At 58.9% G+C, this 16,811-nt stretch carries 14 protein-coding genes, 1 tRNA gene, 1 pseudogene and 1 riboswitch; of the genes and pseudogenes, 4 read left to right on the forward strand and 12 right to left on the reverse strand.

The genetic code is table 11. From position 1 onward, the window contains the following. Nucleotides 1-12: 12 nt before the first annotated feature. The gene (locus AB5Z09_RS18270) at nucleotides 13-600 is read right to left on the reverse strand and encodes a superinfection exclusion B family protein (protein ID WP_005336432.1); all 588 of its coding nucleotides are present in this window, start codon (nucleotides 598-600) and stop codon (nucleotides 13-15) included. A gap of 172 nt (nucleotides 601-772) precedes the next feature. Beyond that, nucleotides 773-879, forward strand: a riboswitch (yybP-ykoY riboswitch). Between the two features lie 88 nt (nucleotides 880-967). On the opposite strand from AB5Z09_RS18270, the gene AB5Z09_RS18275 reads away from it, so the two are divergent. After that, the gene (locus AB5Z09_RS18275; protein ID WP_368195939.1) at nucleotides 968-1,954 is read left to right on the forward strand and encodes a sodium:calcium antiporter; all 987 of its coding nucleotides are present in this window, start codon (nucleotides 968-970) and stop codon (nucleotides 1,952-1,954) included. A 67-nt stretch (nucleotides 1,955-2,021) separates the two neighbouring features. On the opposite strand, the gene AB5Z09_RS18280 is transcribed toward AB5Z09_RS18275, so the two are convergent. From AB5Z09_RS18280 to pepA, 3 genes are all read right to left on the reverse strand, one after another. After that, complete coding sequence (locus AB5Z09_RS18280) at nucleotides 2,022-4,874, reverse strand: valine--tRNA ligase (protein ID WP_368195940.1); 2,853 nt, start codon at nucleotides 4,872-4,874, stop codon at nucleotides 2,022-2,024. A gap of 64 nt (nucleotides 4,875-4,938) precedes the next feature. Beyond that, entirely contained in the window at nucleotides 4,939-5,394 is a 456-nt protein-coding gene (locus tag AB5Z09_RS18285; RefSeq protein ID WP_368195941.1) for a DNA polymerase III subunit chi, read from the reverse strand. 175 nt (nucleotides 5,395-5,569) lie between these two features. Continuing rightward, nucleotides 5,570-7,078: a leucyl aminopeptidase gene (gene pepA / locus AB5Z09_RS18290; RefSeq protein WP_005336423.1), complete on the reverse strand. Its 1,509-nt coding sequence runs from the start codon at nucleotides 7,076-7,078 to the stop codon at nucleotides 5,570-5,572. 172 nt (nucleotides 7,079-7,250) lie between these two features. Between pepA and lptF the strand changes: the two genes are divergently transcribed. Together lptF and lptG are read left to right on the forward strand one after the other, a co-directional pair. Beyond that, on the forward strand, nucleotides 7,251-8,363 hold the full coding sequence (gene lptF / locus AB5Z09_RS18295; RefSeq protein ID WP_368195942.1) for an LPS export ABC transporter permease LptF: 1,113 nt from the start codon (nucleotides 7,251-7,253) through the stop codon (nucleotides 8,361-8,363). Nucleotides 8,364-8,388: 25 nt separating this feature from the next. Continuing rightward, entirely contained in the window at nucleotides 8,389-9,459 is a 1,071-nt protein-coding gene (gene lptG, locus AB5Z09_RS18300) for an LPS export ABC transporter permease LptG (RefSeq protein ID WP_005355217.1), read from the forward strand. Nucleotides 9,460-9,533: 74 nt separating this feature from the next. Here the strand turns inward: lptG and AB5Z09_RS18305 are convergent, their stop codons facing one another. Continuing rightward, on the reverse strand, nucleotides 9,534-10,067 hold the full coding sequence (locus tag AB5Z09_RS18305; RefSeq protein ID WP_005336420.1) for an RDD family protein: 534 nt from the start codon (nucleotides 10,065-10,067) through the stop codon (nucleotides 9,534-9,536). Between the two features lie 143 nt (nucleotides 10,068-10,210). Here AB5Z09_RS18305 and AB5Z09_RS18310 point away from each other — a divergent pair. After that, nucleotides 10,211-10,296: transfer RNA gene (locus tag AB5Z09_RS18310), tRNA-Leu, on the forward strand. Nucleotides 10,297-10,491: 195 nt separating this feature from the next. Here AB5Z09_RS18310 and AB5Z09_RS18315 read toward each other — a convergent pair. From AB5Z09_RS18315 to AB5Z09_RS18345, 7 genes and pseudogenes are all read right to left on the reverse strand, one after another. Next, complete coding sequence (locus AB5Z09_RS18315; protein WP_368195943.1) at nucleotides 10,492-11,301, reverse strand: hypothetical protein; 810 nt, start codon at nucleotides 11,299-11,301, stop codon at nucleotides 10,492-10,494. Further along, nucleotides 11,302-11,523: a hypothetical protein gene (locus AB5Z09_RS18320; protein WP_219325992.1), complete on the reverse strand. Its 222-nt coding sequence runs from the start codon at nucleotides 11,521-11,523 to the stop codon at nucleotides 11,302-11,304. Between the two features lie 1,020 nt (nucleotides 11,524-12,543). Beyond that, nucleotides 12,544-14,154: a hypothetical protein gene (locus AB5Z09_RS18325; protein ID WP_368195944.1), complete on the reverse strand. Its 1,611-nt coding sequence runs from the start codon at nucleotides 14,152-14,154 to the stop codon at nucleotides 12,544-12,546. Continuing rightward, the gene (locus AB5Z09_RS18330; RefSeq protein ID WP_368195945.1) at nucleotides 14,151-14,711 is read right to left on the reverse strand and encodes a hypothetical protein; all 561 of its coding nucleotides are present in this window, start codon (nucleotides 14,709-14,711) and stop codon (nucleotides 14,151-14,153) included. The genes AB5Z09_RS18325 and AB5Z09_RS18330 overlap by 4 nt, the downstream gene beginning before the upstream one ends. Next, nucleotides 14,708-15,589, reverse strand: a complete 882-nt coding sequence (locus AB5Z09_RS18335) for a hypothetical protein (RefSeq protein WP_368195946.1) — start codon at nucleotides 15,587-15,589, stop codon at nucleotides 14,708-14,710. Before AB5Z09_RS18335 ends, AB5Z09_RS18330 begins: the two co-directional genes overlap by 4 nt. Then, nucleotides 15,586-16,011, reverse strand: coding sequence for a tail fiber assembly protein (locus AB5Z09_RS18340; RefSeq protein ID WP_342401292.1), 426 nt, complete (start codon nucleotides 16,009-16,011; stop codon nucleotides 15,586-15,588). Before AB5Z09_RS18340 ends, AB5Z09_RS18335 begins: the two co-directional genes overlap by 4 nt. After that, nucleotides 16,011-16,811 (reverse strand): annotated as a pseudogene (locus AB5Z09_RS18345) (hypothetical protein); the annotation flags it as partial. The gene AB5Z09_RS18340 and the pseudogene AB5Z09_RS18345, both read right to left, overlap by 1 nt.

The following is a 16,811-nucleotide window of genomic DNA, read 5'->3' on the forward strand; positions in this document are numbered from 1 at the left end:
GGTTGGGGGCGTTTAGCGCTGGAACCCCTTCTGGGCGAACTTGGGACGGGCGTTCATGATCTGCTCCACCTGCTCGTCGCTCATCTTGCCGCGCGACAGCCCCAGCACCTTGTAGGTGAGCAGCGGCCGGGCGGGCAGGGCGATCATCAGGGCGCGGATCTGGTTCTCGTCATCCTTCTCCCGGGTCGGCTTGCCGTAGGCGTAGGTGAGGACGCCGGCATCCATCAGGTTTTTGACGGCGGGCTCGGTGATCGGCAAGTTTATGACGCTTTTACGCTGCAGCACGAACTCGCGCAGCACCGCCTTCTCGTTGAAGTCGAGGAAGCCGATCATCTGGGCCAGCTGGTCCTGCTGACGGCGTGCCTGCCACTCTTCGCACGCCCACTCCCAGGCGATCAGGAAGCCCTGACTGCAGAAGTAGGAGATGGCGATCAGCATGCCGACCCCCAGCCAGGCCGCATGATCCGCAGCCCACTGGCTGACGGCCCCTTTCATCAGCCCGGCCGGAAACAGCAGAATGATGCTGCAGCAGAGCAACAACCAGACCATCAGCCAGTTGAGGCGGTTCAGTTGATAGAAATGTTGGATCCACCGTTTCATTGTTCATCCTTCCCAAACTGTTGTGGATAGTGAACTACCTACAGCAATCGGTGTGCCAACAGCGCAATGGCGGCGGGGAGGGTGCGCAGGTGAGGTTACATTCCCTTACAACTTATTGAATGAGTTGTCATTAATTTGCCTTGTGAGGCGGCGGTCGAGTTGCTAAAACGTCCCCTCAGTCATTGGGGAGTAGCAACCCGCCCGCATTCCGGGCCGGGCCCATGTCAACACTCTTGGATCCTCGTATCCATGGCATGGGCGGCGATAGGCACTATCGCTCTGCAAGACCTTTGGCCTCGATATGCACGCCAGCCGGGCGAGCCATATCGGGTCCATCGGTTATTCTGCTCGCCTGGCGGTATCTATTATGTTTATTACCCTGCTATTATTTCTTGTCTCTGCGGTCACCATCTACCTTGCCTGCGAATACTTCGTCAACGGCATCGAGTGGACCGGCCACCACTTCAAGCTCTCCCAAAGCGCCACCGGTTCGCTGCTGGCGGCATTGGGTACGGCCCTGCCCGAATGCATCGTCACCCTCACCGCCCTGCTGATGGGCAACACGACCGCCCAGCAAGAGATCGGCATTGGCGCCGCCCTCGGCGGACCGCTGGTGCTGGCGACCATCGGCTATGCAGCAGTCGGCCTCACCCTGCTGCTTTGCATGGGGCGTACCGAGCGCGCCATCGATGGCGAGGTGCAGCGCGAGATTGGCCGGGATCAGCGCTGGTTTATGGGTATCTTTCTGGTGGCGACCGCGCTGGGGCTGGTCGCCTTCACCGGCAAGAGCTGGTTGGCCTCGCTCTTCCTGCTGGTCTACCTCGTTTATGTAAGGCGCGAGCTGAAACAGAGTGACAGCCACGAAGTCGAATTGCCGGAGCCCCTCAAGCTGGCCCCAGATGCCGGGATCCCGCCCCTTGGCAAGGTGTTGCTGCAGACGTTGGCTGCACTGGTGGTGGTGGCGCTGGCGGCCCAGCTGTTTGTCCATCAGCTGGAGAGCATGGGCGAGCTGTTTGGCCTCTCGCCGGTGCTGGCGGCCCTGCTGCTGAGTCCGGTGGCGACCGAAATGCCGGAGCTGATGAACGTGCTGATCTGGGTGCGACAGGGCAAGAACCGGCTGGCGCTGGCCAATATCTCCGGGGCCATGATGATCCAGGGCACTATCCCCAAGGTGTTCTGCTTGCTCTTTACCCCTTGGTTGCTGGATGGCGCAATGATGGCCTCCTCGCTGGTGACGCTGTTGGCGGTCGGGTTGCTCTGGTGGGGGTTCAGAAAGGGAACCATGACCGCCGAGCGGCTGGGGCTGGTCGGTCTGCTCTATCTCGGTTTTTGCGGCTGGTTGCTGGTGAGCTGAAGCGAGAAGCGCGGATATGAAAAAGCCCCCTTGGCAGGGGGCTTTGTTGTATCGGTTGGGGCTGTGTTTACAGCGCGGCGATCTCGGCCTGCTGGGCTTCCAGCTTGGTCAGCTGGAGACGGTAATCTTCCAGCTTCTCGCGCTCTTTGGCGATGACAGCTTCCGGCGCCTTGGCGACGAAGGCTTCGTTGCCGAGTTTGCCTTCGATACGGCCGCACTCGCCCACCAGACGGGCAACCTCTTTAGCCAGACGGGCCAGTTCGGCATCCTTGTCGATGAGACCGGCCATCGGGATCATCAGCTCGGTGGCACCGATCAGCTTCTTCACTGACAGCGGGGCGGTTTCACCGTCCGCCAATACGCGGATAGATTCCAGACGGGCCAGCGACTTGAGGAAGGCCTCGTTGTCGGCTGCGCGCTGGGCATCTTTGGCATCGCACTGGAGCAGCACGTTGAGGGGCACGCTCGGTGCCACGTTCATCTCGGCGCGGATGTTGCGGATGCTGACGATGAACTCCTTCACCCACTCCTGATCCGCCATCGCGGCGTCGTCTACCTTGGCGGCGTCGAATTCCGGGAAGGCCTGAATCATGATGGTGTCGGCGTGTACGCCAGCTAGCGGAGCGACCGATTTCCAGATGGTCTCGGTGATGAACGGGATGATCGGGTGTGCCAGACGCAGCAGGGTTTCCAGCACGGTCACCAAGGTATGGCGGGCAGCGCGCTGCTCGGCCTCGGAACCCTTGGTCAGCACCGGCTTGGTCAGCTCCAGATACCAGTCACAGAACTGGTTCCAGATAAATTCGTACAACACACCGGCCGCGATGTCGAAGCGATAGGTATCGAGGGCGGTACGGAAGTCACGGATGGCCACTTGCAGCTGGGACTGGATCCAGCGATCCGCCAGACTGAACTGCATCTCGCCACCGGCAAAACCGCAATCCTGATCTTCGGTGTTCATCAGCACATAGCGGGAGGCGTTCCACAGCTTGTTGCAGAAGTTGTTGTAGCCGTCCAGGCGCTTCATGTCCCAGTTGATGTCACGACCGGTAGAGGCCAGCGCTGCCAGCGTGAAGCGCAGGGCGTCGGTACCGTGGGCATCGATCCCTTCCGGGAATTGCTTGGCGGTACGCTTGGCGATCTTCTCGGCCATCTGCGGCTGCATCATGTTGCCGGTGCGCTTCTCCAGCAGATCTTCCAGCGAGATGCCGTCGATCATGTCGAGGGGGTCCAGCACGTTGCCCTTGGACTTGGACATCTTCTGGCCCTCTTCGTCACGGATCAGGCCGGTGATGTAGACGGTCTTGAACGGGACTTGTGGCTGGCCGTTTTCGTCCTTGATGAAGTGCATGGTCATCATGATCATCCGGGCAATCCAGAAGAAGATGATGTCGAAGCCGCTCATCAGCACGTCGGTCGGGTGGAAGGTCTTGAGTGCCTCGGTGTTGTTCGGCCAGCCCAGGGTGGAGAAGGTCCACAGGGCGGAGCTGAACCAGGTGTCGAGCACGTCTTCGTCCTGACGCAGCACGGTTACGGCCGGGATGCTGTGCTTGGCGCGCACTTCGTCTTCGCTGCGGCCAACGTAGACGTTGCCGGCGTCGTCATACCATGCCGGGATGCGGTGACCCCACCACAGCTGACGGGAGACGCACCAGTCCTGAATGTCGCGCATCCAGGAGAAGTACATGTTTTCGTACTGTTTCGGCACGAACTGGATACGGCCATCTTCCACCGCTTCGATGGCGGTCTTGGCCATCGGTGCGACGCGCACGTACCACTGGTCGGTCAGCATCGGCTCGATGGGCACGCCACCGCGATCGCCGTAAGGCTGTTGCAGCACGTGATCCTTGATCTCGTCCAGCAGACCCAGCTCTTCGAGCTTGGCCAGAATCGCTTTACGGGCAGCGAAGCGCTCCAGACCGGCGAACTCGGCCGGCAGGGCTGCATCGTAGGCAGTGCTCGGGTTGCCGTTGGTGTCGACCACTTCGGCCTCGGCACGCACGTGGGCATCCAGAGTGAAGATATTGATCATCGGCAGGCTGTGGCGCTTGCCCACTTCGTTATCGTTGAAGTCGTGGGCCGGGGTGATCTTCACGCAACCTGTGCCCTTCTCCATGTCGGCGTGTTCATCGGCAACGATGGGGATCAGACGGTTCACCAGCGGCAGCAGGATGTGCTGGCCGATCAGCGCCTTGTAGCGCGGGTCTTCCGGGTTCACGGCCACGGCGGTATCGCCCAGCATGGTCTCCGGACGGGTGGTGGCGACGATCAGGTAATCCTTGCCTTCGGCAGTCTTGGCGCCGTTGGCCAGCGGATAGCGCAGGTGCCACATGTGGCCCTTGATCTCGCGGTTTTCCACTTCCAGATCGGAGATGGCGGTGTTGAGTTTCGGATCCCAGTTCACCAGACGCTTGCCGCGGTACATCAGGCCATCTTCGTAGAGACGAACAAACACTTCCTGCACGGCGGCGGAGAGACCCTCATCCATGGTGAAGCGCTCGCGCTCCCAATCCACGGAGTCGCCCAGACGGCGCATCTGGCGGGTGATGGTGCCACCGGACTCTTCCTTCCACTGCCAAATCTTGTCGATGAAGGCATCACGGCCGTAATCGTGGCGAGTTTTGCCCTCTTCTGCGGCGATCTTGCGCTCAACTACCATCTGGGTGGCGATACCGGCGTGGTCGGTACCAGCCTGCCACAGGGTGTTTTTGCCCTGCATGCGGTTGTAGCGGATCAGGGTATCCATCAGGGTTTGTTGGAAGGCGTGACCCATGTGCAGGCTGCCGGTGACGTTCGGCGGCGGGATCATGATGCAGAAGGAGTCTTTGCTGGTATCGCCGTGGGGCTTGAAGTAACCCTGGGCTTCCCAGTGCTGATAGAGCGCCTGTTCGATGGCGTTGTGATTAAAAGTCTTTTCCATGGTCTCGCCGTAATCTGGATGGATGGAGTCTGGTGTTGATTCTTTATGGATCAATTGGTTGCAGTCAGGGCTGCGCCGGATCCGGTGCGGCAAGGACGGGCTGATCCCTCATTTCGAGGGTATGGCCTGCCTGGCGATAGTGCTTGTAGCGCTCGCGGGCTTGCTGCTTTTGTGTTTCGTCAGTGGGGACAAAATCTACCACTTGAGCGAAGTGTCCTGCAAACAAAGGTGTCGCAGTGGCCAGATTGATGAGGCGGGCGTAGCGCCGTTTCGGTGGCTGATAGCCGATCTCCACCGGGGCCATGCCGCTTTCGCCTTGCAGCTGGTGCGGCACAAAGCGCTCCGGCGGCAGTTGCCACAGCAGCTCGTCGAGGCGCAGAGTCTGAGCCTCATCGTCGCAGAACAGGTAGATATGGCCCGCTCCCCAGCTATCGGCTACGAGCTGGCAGGCGAGCCGTTCGATGGCCGAAGCCTGCGCGTCATCCTGTTCACTCATCAGGTAAAAGGTCACTTGGCTCATCAGGTTGATCCCGTGTTGCAGTGACGGACTATTGACCGCCTCATGAGGCTCGCGGGGTGTTTCTCCGCTCGCAACTCACTGATTCAAGAATGAAACAAGGAAGAGGCGGGCCTCTTCCTTGTGATTCAGGGTAACGCCAGCCCTTTTGATGCACACATCAGACAGGGCGAAAGGGTTACTCTTTCTCTTCGATATCCACACCAGCCCGGTTCAGCAGGAACTGGGTCAGCAGGGGCACCGGACGACCGGTGGAGCCTTTGTCTTTGCCACTCTTCCAGGCAGTCCCGGCGATATCCAGGTGGGCCCAGTTGTACTTCTTGGTGAAGCGTGACAGGAAGGCGGCTGCGGTGATGGTACCGGCCGGACGACCGCCGATGTTGGCCATGTCGGCGAACGGGCTGTCGATCTGTTCCTGATACTCGTCAAACAGCGGCAGACGCCAGGCGCGATCACCCGCCTGCTCGGAGGCGTTGAGCAGCTCGTGGGCCAGCGGGTTGTGGTTGGCCAGCAGACCCGAGGTGTGGTGGCCCAGCGCGATGACGCAGGCACCGGTCAGGGTCGCCACGTCGATCACGGTTTCCGGATCGAAGCGGTCCACATAGGTCAGCGCATCACACAGCACCAGACGACCTTCCGCATCGGTGTTGAGCACTTCGATGGTCTGGCCTGACATGGAGGTGAGGATGTCACCCGGACGATAGGCGTTGCCACCCGGCATATTCTCGCAGCCTGCCAGCACGCCGATGACGTTGATCGGCAGTTGCAGCTGGGCCAGCGCATGCATGGTACCGAGCACGGAGGCGGCGCCACCCATGTCGTACTTCATCTCGTCCATGCCGTCGGCCGGCTTGATGGAGATGCCGCCGGAGTCGAAGGTCAGACCCTTGCCGACCAGCACGATGGGCTTGGCATCCGGATGACCCTTGTATTCGATGATGGCCATCATGGCTTCGTTGTCGGAGCCGCGGGCCACTGCCAGATAGGAGTTCATGCCGAGCTCGGCCATCTCCTGCTCGCCTACCACCTTGGTGGTGATGTTGTCGTAGGCATCGGCCAGACGACGGGCCTGGGAGGCCAGATAGGCCGGGTTGCAGACGTTGGGCGGCATGTTCGCCACGTCGCGGCAGACCCGCACACCCTTGGCCACGGCCAGACCGTGCGCGATGGCTTTTTCACCAATGGTCAGTTCCCGACGCGTCGGCACGTTGAATACCAGCTTGCGCAGCGGGCGACGTGGCTCGGCCTTGTTGGTCTTGAACTGATCAAAGCTGTAGAGGCCCGCCTTGGTGGTTTCTACCGCCTGGCGCACCTTCCAATAGGTATCCCGACCCTTGACGTGCAGCTCGGTGAGGAAGCAGACCGCTTCCATGGAGCCGGTTTCGTTCAGGGTGGTGATGGTCTTGTTGATGATCTGCTTGTACTGGCGTTCGTCGAGTTCCCGCTCCTTGCCGCATCCGACCAGCAGTACGCGCTCGCTGAGCACGCCCGGTACTTGATGCAGCAGCAGCATCTGGCCTGGTTTCCCTTCCAGGTCGCCACGGCGCAGCAGCGAACTGATATAGCCATCGCTGATCTTGTCCAGTTGTTCGGCAACCGGAGAGAGGCGACGAGGCTCAAATACGCCGACTACGACGCAGGCGCTCCGTTGCTTCTCTGGACTGCCACTCTTTACACTGAACTCCATGGAATCTCCTACATCCTAAAGACAAAAGGCACCTTTTATTGAATAATGCGGTGCTTGTTGGGGTATCAGAGGCGGAGCGAACAGCCACAGGCTCCGCAGTTCAAACTGGTAAAAATCCAATATACGGCCCTATTTTTCAGGCATTCGACTAAAAACACAAGTTTACTTGGGAATGACTGTGATCGTTTTCCGATATTTGTTCAGGGAAACCCTGAAAACCCAGCTGGCAGTGTTATTCGTATTGCTGCTTATCTTTGTCAGCCAACAATTTATCAAGATCATCGGCGACGCTGCCGATGGCGAGGTGCCGACACGTCTGGTCTCCACCCTGCTGCTGCTCAACTTGCCCAATATGGCGTTGTTGATGCTGCCTATCAGTCTCTTTTTAGCCATTTTGTTTGCTCATGGTCGCCTCTACGCCGAAAGCGAGATGACGGTGATGCATGCGGTCGGCTTCAGCCACCGTTTCGTGATGCGCAGCGCCATGTTGCTGGCCTTGCTGACGGCGGTGGTTGCGGCGTTCAACACCGGCTGGATCGCCCCGCAGGCCAAGGAGCGCGAGTATCAGGTGATCGACGAGTTCAAGTCGGACCCGGGTATCTCCTTCCTGCAGGCTGGCCGCTTTATGGAGCTCGATAAGGGGCGTCTGGTTGCCTATATCCAGGATTTGAACGACAACGGCTCAAAACTGCAAAAGATCTTCGTGCTGCAGCGGGCGGAGGGGAACAATCCTCCCTCGGTGGTGGTGGCGACCGAAGGGGTGGTGACGGTCGACGAGAACGGTCTGCAGTGGCTGACCCTGATGGATGGTTCCCGCTACGAAGGGAACTTCCCCGGCAAGCAGTTCCAGATCTCCGATTTTCGCGAATATGGTCTGGTGATCCGCCAGCAGGAGATGGAGCGCTCCAACCGCAAGGCTGCGGCCAAGCCGACCATGGAACTGTTCGGTACCCAGGACAACGCCATGATGGCGGAATTGCAGTGGCGTATCTCGCTGCCCCTCTCCATTCCGGTGCTGACCCTGCTGGTGGTACCGCTGGCGCGGGTCAATCCCCGTCAGGGGCGCTACGCCAAGCTGTTGCCGGCCATCATGCTCTATCTCTCCTACTTCCTGCTGCTCAGCGCCGCCCGTTCGGCCATTGACAGCGGTCGGCTGCCCTACTGGCCGGGGATGTTCCTGGTGCCGCTCGGTTACCTGCTGTTTATCGGCCTGCCCCTCAATCTGCAGGGCACCAGCTGGTGGAACGGGGTGAAAGGGCGCTATTTCAACAGAAAATCAGCATGATGCTGCAACATAGGAACTTCTGCTGATGTTTGGCATTCTCGATAGATATATCGGTAGGGTCATCTTTATGTCGATCCTGCTGTGTGAAATCACGCTGGTTGGTCTGGCGGGGCTCATCAAATATGTGGAGCAGCTCAAGTCGGTCGGTGACGGCAACTACGACATGATCAACGCCCTCTACTATGTGCTGCTCTCCATGCCCAAGGAGGCGGTGCTCTTCTTCCCGCTGGCCGCGCTGCTGGGTGGCCTGATTGGTCTGGGTCAGCTGGCGACCAGCTCCGAGCTGGTGGTGATGCAGGCGGCGGGTCGCTCCAAGATCAGTATTGTAATGGCGGCGCTCAAGACGGCGATCCCGTTGATGATCATGGTGGGGTTGATGGGGGAATATGTGGCCCCCATCGCCAAGCGGATGGCCGATGACATCAAAGCGGGCGCGCTGTCCGAAGGTCGTCTGACGGTTTCCGCCTACGGGGTGTGGGCTCGCGATGGCAACAACTTCGTCAATATCAACGGGGTGCGTAACGATGGCGCCCTCACCGGCATCACCCTCTATCGCTTCACCCCCGAGCGCAAGCTGATCGACGTGGTGCAGGCGCAGGAGGGTGTGTTCGAGCGTCACCACTGGCTGCTCAAGCAGACCCAGGTTACCCGCTTCGACGATCCCGCGCAGATCCGCAGCGAGCAGCATGACAAGATGGAGTGGAGCTCGGAGTTGACGCCCAAGCAGCTGGGGGTGGTGAGTATCGACCCCGAGAACCTCTCGGTCTCCGGTCTGCTCGACTACATCGGCTATCTCGATGCCAACAAGCAGGATGCCGGTCGCTACAAGCTGGAGATGTGGCGCAAACTGCTGTCACCGCTCTCGGTGGTGGCGATGATCCTGCTGGCCTCCTCCTTCATCTTCGGCCCGCTGCGTTCGGTGAGCATGGGGGCACGGATGCTGATGGGGATCATGACCGGCTTCGCCGTCTATGTGAGCGATCGGGTGTTTGGCCCCATCAGTCTGGTCTATGCGGTACCGCCGATTCTGGCGGCTATCGCGCCCAGCTTGCTGTTTGGCGGCATCTCCTTCTACATCCTCAGCCGCAAGCAGTAATCCCCACGAGGTTATGAGGAAATGCAAAGAGGGCACCTGTTGGTGCCCTCTTTCGTTGCTGCATTGATCCGGGATTACTTGTTCAACAATTCCAGATTTTCCTGCTTGCTCAGCACGATCACTTCGCACTCGGCCCAGATATCCTGAAACGCCCGTGGGCGCTGGCGGTTGAACAGGCACATCAGGTTGCCCAGGCCAAAGGCGGCGGTAGCGAGACGGATCAACGCCTGGGTAACGCGGATGTGGCTGCCATCCTCGTTCTGAATGCGCAGCCGCCAGGCGCGCATGCCGACGGTCTGGCCAGCGCGGGTCCAGAACCAGGTGTAGAAACCGCAGATGACGAAGGCGAGCCACAGGGTGTAGATCAGGCTCAGGTGGTGGCGGGTCAGCAACCAGACGGTATCTTCACCCGCCGGTACGCTGGCCATGCCGGTGACCAGCAACAGCTTGGCGACACCCATGCCGATGAAGCCAGCGATGATCAGCAGCGAAGTCACCACCAGCGCATCATAGATGAGGGCACCGAGGCGACGCAGCAGACCCGCTGACGGGTATGGCTGAGTGGCGGGAGAGGGGGATTTTTGTTGGACTTTTTTAGGCTTGGCCATCGTTTTTATTCCATTAAGATGATGGCGGCATTCTATGTAACTGGCCCCGCATCGGCAAGGCGTTGAATAAATGAACAAACGGGAGTGTTCAATCGAAAAACACCTTGCATGGCATCGCGCCATTCGTATAATCCCTCGCAGTTGCCCGGGTGGCGAAATCGGTAGACGCAGCGGATTCAAAATCCGCCGGTGAATAACCGTGTCGGTTCGAGTCCGACCCCGGGCACCATTAGAATTCAGTAGCTTAAGGCCATCCTAACGGGTGGCCTTTTGTTTTTCTGCGGTCAAGTGGCGACAAAATGGCGGCAGAGTGGCGCTATCTGCATGTTCAATTCCACCGTACCCACATATCGGGCCAGCCCTAAAGTGAAAAAAACAGGGAGGATTGCTCCCCCCTGTTTGGCTTTTTTAGTTAATCCTGTGGCTAGACAAGTGCGTTATCAGCTTCTGTAGCCAATACACCTTTTTTATCCTGTTCCTCTTGAGCCTTGAAGTCGTTGTAGGTTTCCCTGTCAAAGAGCGACATGCTTTCGATTTCTTTGGCAGGAATCACAACTCTGAAGCTGTTTATGGAGAGGGAGTTGGGCCCCATAGGAATTCCTGACAGCAGGCCACGCCTAGCATAATGTTCATAGTAGTTGGTCGTCAGGTGCAGGGTTAGCTCATCTTTATCTCTGTAACCACTCATGATTGGAAGTAGCTCTATGTATTCTATGGAGCCATTCTCTAAGGCCGGCATGGTTAACACGCCAATGTAAACCTTTCGGCTGGAGAGCGTAACAACTAACGGAAACCGAGCTGATGCTGCGTACACCAGCAAGCTCTCCTCGGGGCTATGACGAACAGTTTGGCTCAGCCAGTTAGCTCTTGTTAAGGGGTGCTTAAAACGGTAACGGCTAATCCTTCCACTCACGCCTGCGATCATGATAGAGAGTGTGATCCATGCGAAGGTCTTAAGGACTTCATAACTAATTGACGATTTTTCAATTGGAATGAGTCTGGCAATGTCTTCTTTTGCGATACCGATCGTGTTAGCACACCACCTCAAAAAGCCAAAGTAGCTGAGCCCCGAAGTAGCTAGCCATCCAATGACTAAAAAAACGCCGCCCCAGGAGGCGACATAAAAATAAGCGTCCCACCCATCGGAACGCTTATAACGGTATCTTGTTTTAGGAGACTGGCTTGCGAATATGTACCCACAAACTAAGGCGATAGCGATGTAGACAGGGGCCATTTAAGCAACGTTACCCCTGTGGCGCGGAGTTTCAATAGAGATATCTTTGAAACCTTTGATCAGGTTAACTAAGTCTTCCTGAACGGCGGGGTTTTCCATATCTATGGAAACGACGCCATCCTTAGAGACTATGACCTTGTTGTTATTATCTACGATAACGCGCGCCAGGTTGTCTATGGGGGTTTTGTCTAGGCGCAAAAAGAATCTGATGAGATCTGACATATAGAGTTCCTCCTTCTGCACGTACCACAACTTACAACTCTAGTGGTAAGTGAACCTGTCATAGTCACTAATGACTATAGACAGGAGATGTTGTTGGTGGCTCTGCACCAACCTTGAGCACAATATGTTGTGTCCTTACAGCCTATTGAGCCCAATATGTAGGCTTTCGTTTTACCTAGAGGCACAAAACCCCACATTAACAGTGGGGTTTGGCGCAAGTGGTCACTCACACCGGGTGTGCATAACCTGTTAATAACTTGATTTGTTAACTTGAGTATATCCTTTACTACTAGCAAGAATCAAGGTAAGTCGATGTAACTTTGAGCAACATAATCTACAAAATGAGAGCTAGCATGCATCGGTGGTGGGGGATTGTGCCCTCGATGGGGGCATTCAAAGATGGGCGATCCAGTTGGAGGTTTGATTTTCCATCCGTCCACATCACTGTGTCGCTAGGCCCCGTGTGATGTCCTTCTCTAAGCATGTCGTTTCTTTCAGTATTTCAGTTTTCAGTCTGAGTTGGATTTTCTGTAAGAAATTGATTTTAATCGCTTTTTTATTTTTTCCACTTGTCCCGATCTTTTAATGAATCGCTTAAATCTCCACGAAATATGTATTTATTCCAATAAATTCAATTGCTTATGCTTTTCTTGTCGCTGTTTTTCCTATCATTAAACTGTAAAACCCTGCAAAAAAGATCCTTCTTTGCAGATCCTCAACGCGCCCGAGATCCTTTATCTGGCGCGGTCTGGGCATATGTTTTTGCGGTAATCCACTTTTGCAAAAAATTTTCCTGGTGAAGCCCGCAGGCGGGAGCGGATGAGCGCGGATTCCGTGGCGCAGACGCCGCCGTGGGTTTTCCGTGGTGTTCTGGCTGCTGTGCTCGGCTCTGTACGTCGCGTATGATGTGCGCCTGCCTGACGGTGCCCATACATGCGGCGCCTTTCCCTGGCCATGCTTTGGTGCTGTCAGGCAGATAGAAGAAGGCCCCACAATGTGGGGCCTTCTTCGCTTGGTGGACTACTCGATGATGGGGGAGAGGGTCTTGGCCAGCGTTCCAGCCTGCTTGCTCTGGCCGTTGAACGTCTCGGCATTGGTGGGGGGCGGCCCACCGTGGTTGTGACTGGCGGCAGAGGCGGCCAGCTGCTCCACCACGTTCATTAGCTGGAGCAGCAGCCCGAAGATGTTCACCCCCTCGCTACCCATCCACGAACGGGGCGCCTCGAAGTGCTGGAGCTCACCGGCCACACTGCGCCGCAGTTGCCCGATCACCTCCACCAGATCGCCCGCGGCGGTGTGGGTCATGTTGCCGAGGCTCCCCAGCACCATGTCATCACCGGCCAGCAGCTCGATGGCTCCGAGCGCCTCGATGCGCTTCATTGCCCCGATCTGCTCCACGCTGTGTTGCTGGGTGGTGAGCTGGTGCTGACCGAACTCGCCCAGGTATTCGTCCGCTTCGCAGTGCATCAGCATTGCCTTGTCATGCTGTGTTCGGTCTGTATGGCGGCGCTGGTTGCCCACGGTATCGGTGCGGCTGAACACCTCGGCCCGCAGCTGCTGGAGCTGCTCGCCCGGGGCGATGTCCGGCAGTGGCCAGCCGGTACCCAGCACGGTGCGAATAAATGGTCGGTCAGCGCGGCCGAAGGCAAACCCCAGCTCGACGATGGTTCCCTCAATGGGGAACTGCAGCAGCCCCTGCTCAGGCCCGCCGAACATTACCGGCAGCGGCACGGCGCGATAGAGTGGGGCGGCCTTATCCGGCTGGCCATCTTCCCCCAGCAGTTGCACATCCACCGCATAGCGCGGCCGAAAAGGATCATTAAGCTGGCCTGCGGTTGCGCTGTCGCTGATGGCCTCGACCCGTCCGAACTTGGGCAGGTGCATCTGGTCGGCGAGCTCTGGGAACTCCCCCTCCATCTTGCGCCTCTCCGGCGACTTCACCGGTTTACCTGGTGTGGCTGTGGTGAGGGTCATCTCATCACCCTTGAGGCGTACCCGCACCACCCGCTTGCCGTTGACGATAGCGCCCGGGCGCATGGCCGGGATCGGCGCCGTGGTCAGAGTGTTACCCGCCTGGCGGCCGGAGAAGGCCGGATCCAGCTCAACCGACCGCGCGGCCCAGCGGCTGTGGGCGTGACTGCCTACGAAGATGGCGCCATCCGGTTGCTGATGCCAGATGAAGTCCGGCACCGCAAAGGCGCGGCCGGCGTTGTTGAGTAGCTGATAGCCGGTGCCAGCGCTGGTGAAGTTGGGGAGCGGCCGGTCGGTATAGTCGGCCCCATCCGGCAGCAAAAAGGTGAGCTTGGTCTGGTCGCTCAACCAGGCCAGCAGACCGCGCAGGGTGGCATGCTGCAGACTGACGGGAAATGCACTCCCCAGTATCCCCGCCAGCTCGCGGCACAGCAGCTTGCTGGCGCCATTGCTGGCGGGCTGTACGTCATACACATATCCGGTAAACCAGCGCCTCAGCTCGCCGTTGTAGCCCAGATCCACGGTCAGGGTTTGCCCCTTCTCCGCGTTCCCCTCGATGGTGAGGGCGGCGCGGCCGCCCGCACAGAGATCCAGCACGATATCGTGGTCGATGAGGTTAGCCGGTTGGCCGCCCAGGGTGAGGTTGGTCGAGAGTTTCACGCCATCAGGTCTCCCAGTTTGTTATCCAGCCCCTTGATGGCTTGCTCCCACGAGCTCAGCTGTTCCTGCTCGGAGGCAGGCGCTCCCTCTGACGGCTTGGCCGGTTTGGTGTTGGCGTTGCCCTGGCCCACGGTGGCGGGCACCTTGGGCATCCGTTGTTCCCGCTTCTCGGGTACCGAGTTGTGTTCGCGCAGGGTGAACTGCACTTGCCACGCCAGCAGCCCCTCCTGCTCGCTGGCGGTGATGCGCCCGGCGAACTTGGCCTGACGCACCTTGACCGACTTGGCCAAGAGCGACCCGACTCGATAGATATGGCGCTTGCCGCCATCGCTTTTGGCATCGGCCAGCTCAAACAGCCGGCTCAGGGTCTGCTCATCCTTGAAGGGGATAAGGCCCGAGATATCGAGCTCCTTGGCTTTGGCCCCTTGCTCCGAGCTGCTGGTCGAGCTGGTCTGGCCGCTGCTGTCCTTGTCCTGAAACTGCATCGATGCGGTGATCCGCATCGACTTCATCACAATCGGCTCACCGTCCAGGGTGAGCATGGCGGTTTGGCTCATCGGGTTAACTCCTGCCAGAAGGTGAGCGGGGAGGGGGAGAGCAGCAGGGCGCCGACCGTCATGCTGTGGCTATGGTCTGGCGGGCTGCTCTGGCCTAGTTGGGCTGCCAGGCTTGCCGTATCGCCATGCCCCTGCCAGTGCCACAGCTTGCCACTGATGGTAGCCAGCTGGCCCAGTGCCTTCTCCAGCTCTGCCAGTTTTGCCGCGCGGCGTTGTGCCAAGGCGGCCAGCTGGGCGATCGGGGTAGTAGTTCCCAGTGCCAGGCTCTCCAGTTGAGCGAGCTCGGCCCCGAGCAGTGAGCGAGCCGAGCGCAGCGGGTTCCATACCAGCGGCTCATCTGCTTTCCAGCGTGGCACCTTGGCGGCGGTGGGTTTGCTCATGGCATCGTTGTTGGCCGTGAGGCGACGCAGGGCTGCGCACCACTCCGGCAGTGGCAGGATGGCACAAAGCGGCGCCAACGCATCGGCCAGCGCGGTTTCGCTGTTCCCGGTGACCAGCCAAGCGATGGCGTGCAGCTGGCCAGTTGGCAGCAGGGGATCTGCGCCGTCCTGCAGCTTGGCGGCAAGGGTGGCCACCGCATTGGGGGCGGCGAGGCTGTACTGGTTGCCCTGGTGTTGGCCCACCCCATGCTGATAGGGAGTCACGGCCAAGCAGCGGCCGGTGGCTAATAGCTGGTCGAGCTCACCGCGCAGACCTGCCAGCGCAGCAGCGGCTTGGCTGATGGGCGCAGGGCGGTATTGCGCCCTTGGGGCCAGTGCCTGCAAGCGAGCCACGGCGCCAGCCTGGCTGTCTGGCAGTTGGCCAAGCACCCCGCTGGCGCGGGTGTGTATCGTCCCTGTACTCGCTGGCCAGCGCAGCGTGCCTTGCGTCCAACTCATTGCGGTACATCCGGCCAGGTCACATCGGTGGGCCATCCCTCGCTTTGTGGCAGGCGCATCAGTGCGATGCGGTAGCGCTGCAGGGTATCGAGCCTGGCCAGTTCTTCTGGCGTTGCTATGTTTAGCTCCTTGGCATCCAGTAACGGAGCAATGCGGAGGGCCGCGTCGGCCTGCAATGTGTCGAGCTTGCGCTGTTGATCGGCTTCGCTGGGCACATAGGTTGGTGGTTCCCGCATCTCAATATCTCCGAATTCACCGAAGATGGCGCGTACATAGAGTTCACGTCCATGGGCTGCCGAATCGTCTTTTCGGGCGGTAAAGGGGATAAACTGGTCGGGTAAATGAGCAAAGGCCACTTCCATGTCCAGGCTGTCTGGTTGGGTGGAGTAGGCGACAACGTTTTTGGCGGTGATGATCTCCATCAAGCGATCCTTATCCAGAGTGATTTGGTCCAAGCGTTAGAGGGGTAATAACCAACCAGTTTCCAGGTACCCGCAGGGCTTCCTCCTCCCCAGTCTGATTCGTGCATATCAGTGGAAGACCATCGCAGGCTGCTGCCTGGTAACGTCGTTCCCGGACCATAAGCACCGGATGCCTGGGTATAAAAGAAACCATAGGTACCGATTTGGCCAACGCCCCCAGCCACGATGTCCTGGTTGCCCTGGGCGGCGGTGTGTACGTGGCTATAGTGCGGTTCACGGTTGGGGCTATAGACCCTCTGACCGGCGTCATGCACCGCGCCTGGCGCATAAAAATTGCCGCCCCAGTCAAAGCGATAGATTGCGGATGGAGAGCCCGGGCCGTTCCCTTCGCCAGAACGAACCATCAAGATGCCATGCCCCCATGTCGGGCCCCCTTCTCGAAGAATGCCGAGTTCCACCTGGGTGGTATAACCTTGGCCATTAACTGCGTTTTTGCCCCTGACGATCGGGTAGTAATCCGACGAGCCGGCCACTAACCCAAAATTCACATGAAAGGGGGCTGTGTTGGCCCATTGGTCGCCATAAGCGTGAGAGTTATTGGCTGCCCAATGCCCTCCGTAAACCTCGAAGGCACCAGGCGTCAGGCTCGCGATTGTCTTTGCCCATCCCCCCGCACCGTTGGTCGACCACCACTGGATCGCGCCAGTACTCTCCAGCTCCATCGCGGCCGCATGCTTGCCCGGGATGTGCATCTCGAACATGGGGTTGGCATCGGCCTTGACCTGGATCCGCCTGCTTTC

Origin of the sequence: Aeromonas sp. R2-2 (assembly GCF_040908355.1) — a bacterium.
GTDB classification, from domain to species: Bacteria; Pseudomonadota; Gammaproteobacteria; order Enterobacterales; family Aeromonadaceae; genus Aeromonas; species Aeromonas veronii.

What these genes read in the sequence shown, in the direction of transcription:
- AB5Z09_RS18270 (WP_005336432.1), bottom strand. Translation starts at nt 600, where the DNA reads ATGAAACGGTGGATCCAACATTTCTATCAACTGAACCGCCTCAACTGG.
- AB5Z09_RS18275 (WP_368195939.1), top strand. Translation starts at nt 968, where the DNA reads ATGTTTATTACCCTGCTATTATTTCTTGTCTCTGCGGTCACCATCTAC.
- AB5Z09_RS18280 (WP_368195940.1), bottom strand. Translation starts at nt 4,874, where the DNA reads ATGGAAAAGACTTTTAATCACAACGCCATCGAACAGGCGCTCTATCAG.
- AB5Z09_RS18285 (WP_368195941.1), bottom strand. Translation starts at nt 5,394, where the DNA reads ATGAGCCAAGTGACCTTTTACCTGATGAGTGAACAGGATGACGCGCAG.
- pepA (WP_005336423.1), bottom strand. Translation starts at nt 7,078, where the DNA reads ATGGAGTTCAGTGTAAAGAGTGGCAGTCCAGAGAAGCAACGGAGCGCC.
- lptF (WP_368195942.1), top strand. Translation starts at nt 7,251, where the DNA reads ATGACTGTGATCGTTTTCCGATATTTGTTCAGGGAAACCCTGAAAACC.
- lptG (WP_005355217.1), top strand. Translation starts at nt 8,389, where the DNA reads ATGTTTGGCATTCTCGATAGATATATCGGTAGGGTCATCTTTATGTCG.
- AB5Z09_RS18305 (WP_005336420.1), bottom strand. Translation starts at nt 10,067, where the DNA reads ATGGCCAAGCCTAAAAAAGTCCAACAAAAATCCCCCTCTCCCGCCACT.
- AB5Z09_RS18315 (WP_368195943.1), bottom strand. Translation starts at nt 11,301, where the DNA reads ATGGCCCCTGTCTACATCGCTATCGCCTTAGTTTGTGGGTACATATTC.
- AB5Z09_RS18320 (WP_219325992.1), bottom strand. Translation starts at nt 11,523, where the DNA reads ATGTCAGATCTCATCAGATTCTTTTTGCGCCTAGACAAAACCCCCATA.
- AB5Z09_RS18330 (WP_368195945.1), bottom strand. Translation starts at nt 14,711, where the DNA reads ATGAGCCAAACCGCCATGCTCACCCTGGACGGTGAGCCGATTGTGATG.
- AB5Z09_RS18335 (WP_368195946.1), bottom strand. Translation starts at nt 15,589, where the DNA reads ATGAGTTGGACGCAAGGCACGCTGCGCTGGCCAGCGAGTACAGGGACG.
- AB5Z09_RS18340 (WP_342401292.1), bottom strand. Translation starts at nt 16,011, where the DNA reads ATGGAGATCATCACCGCCAAAAACGTTGTCGCCTACTCCACCCAACCA.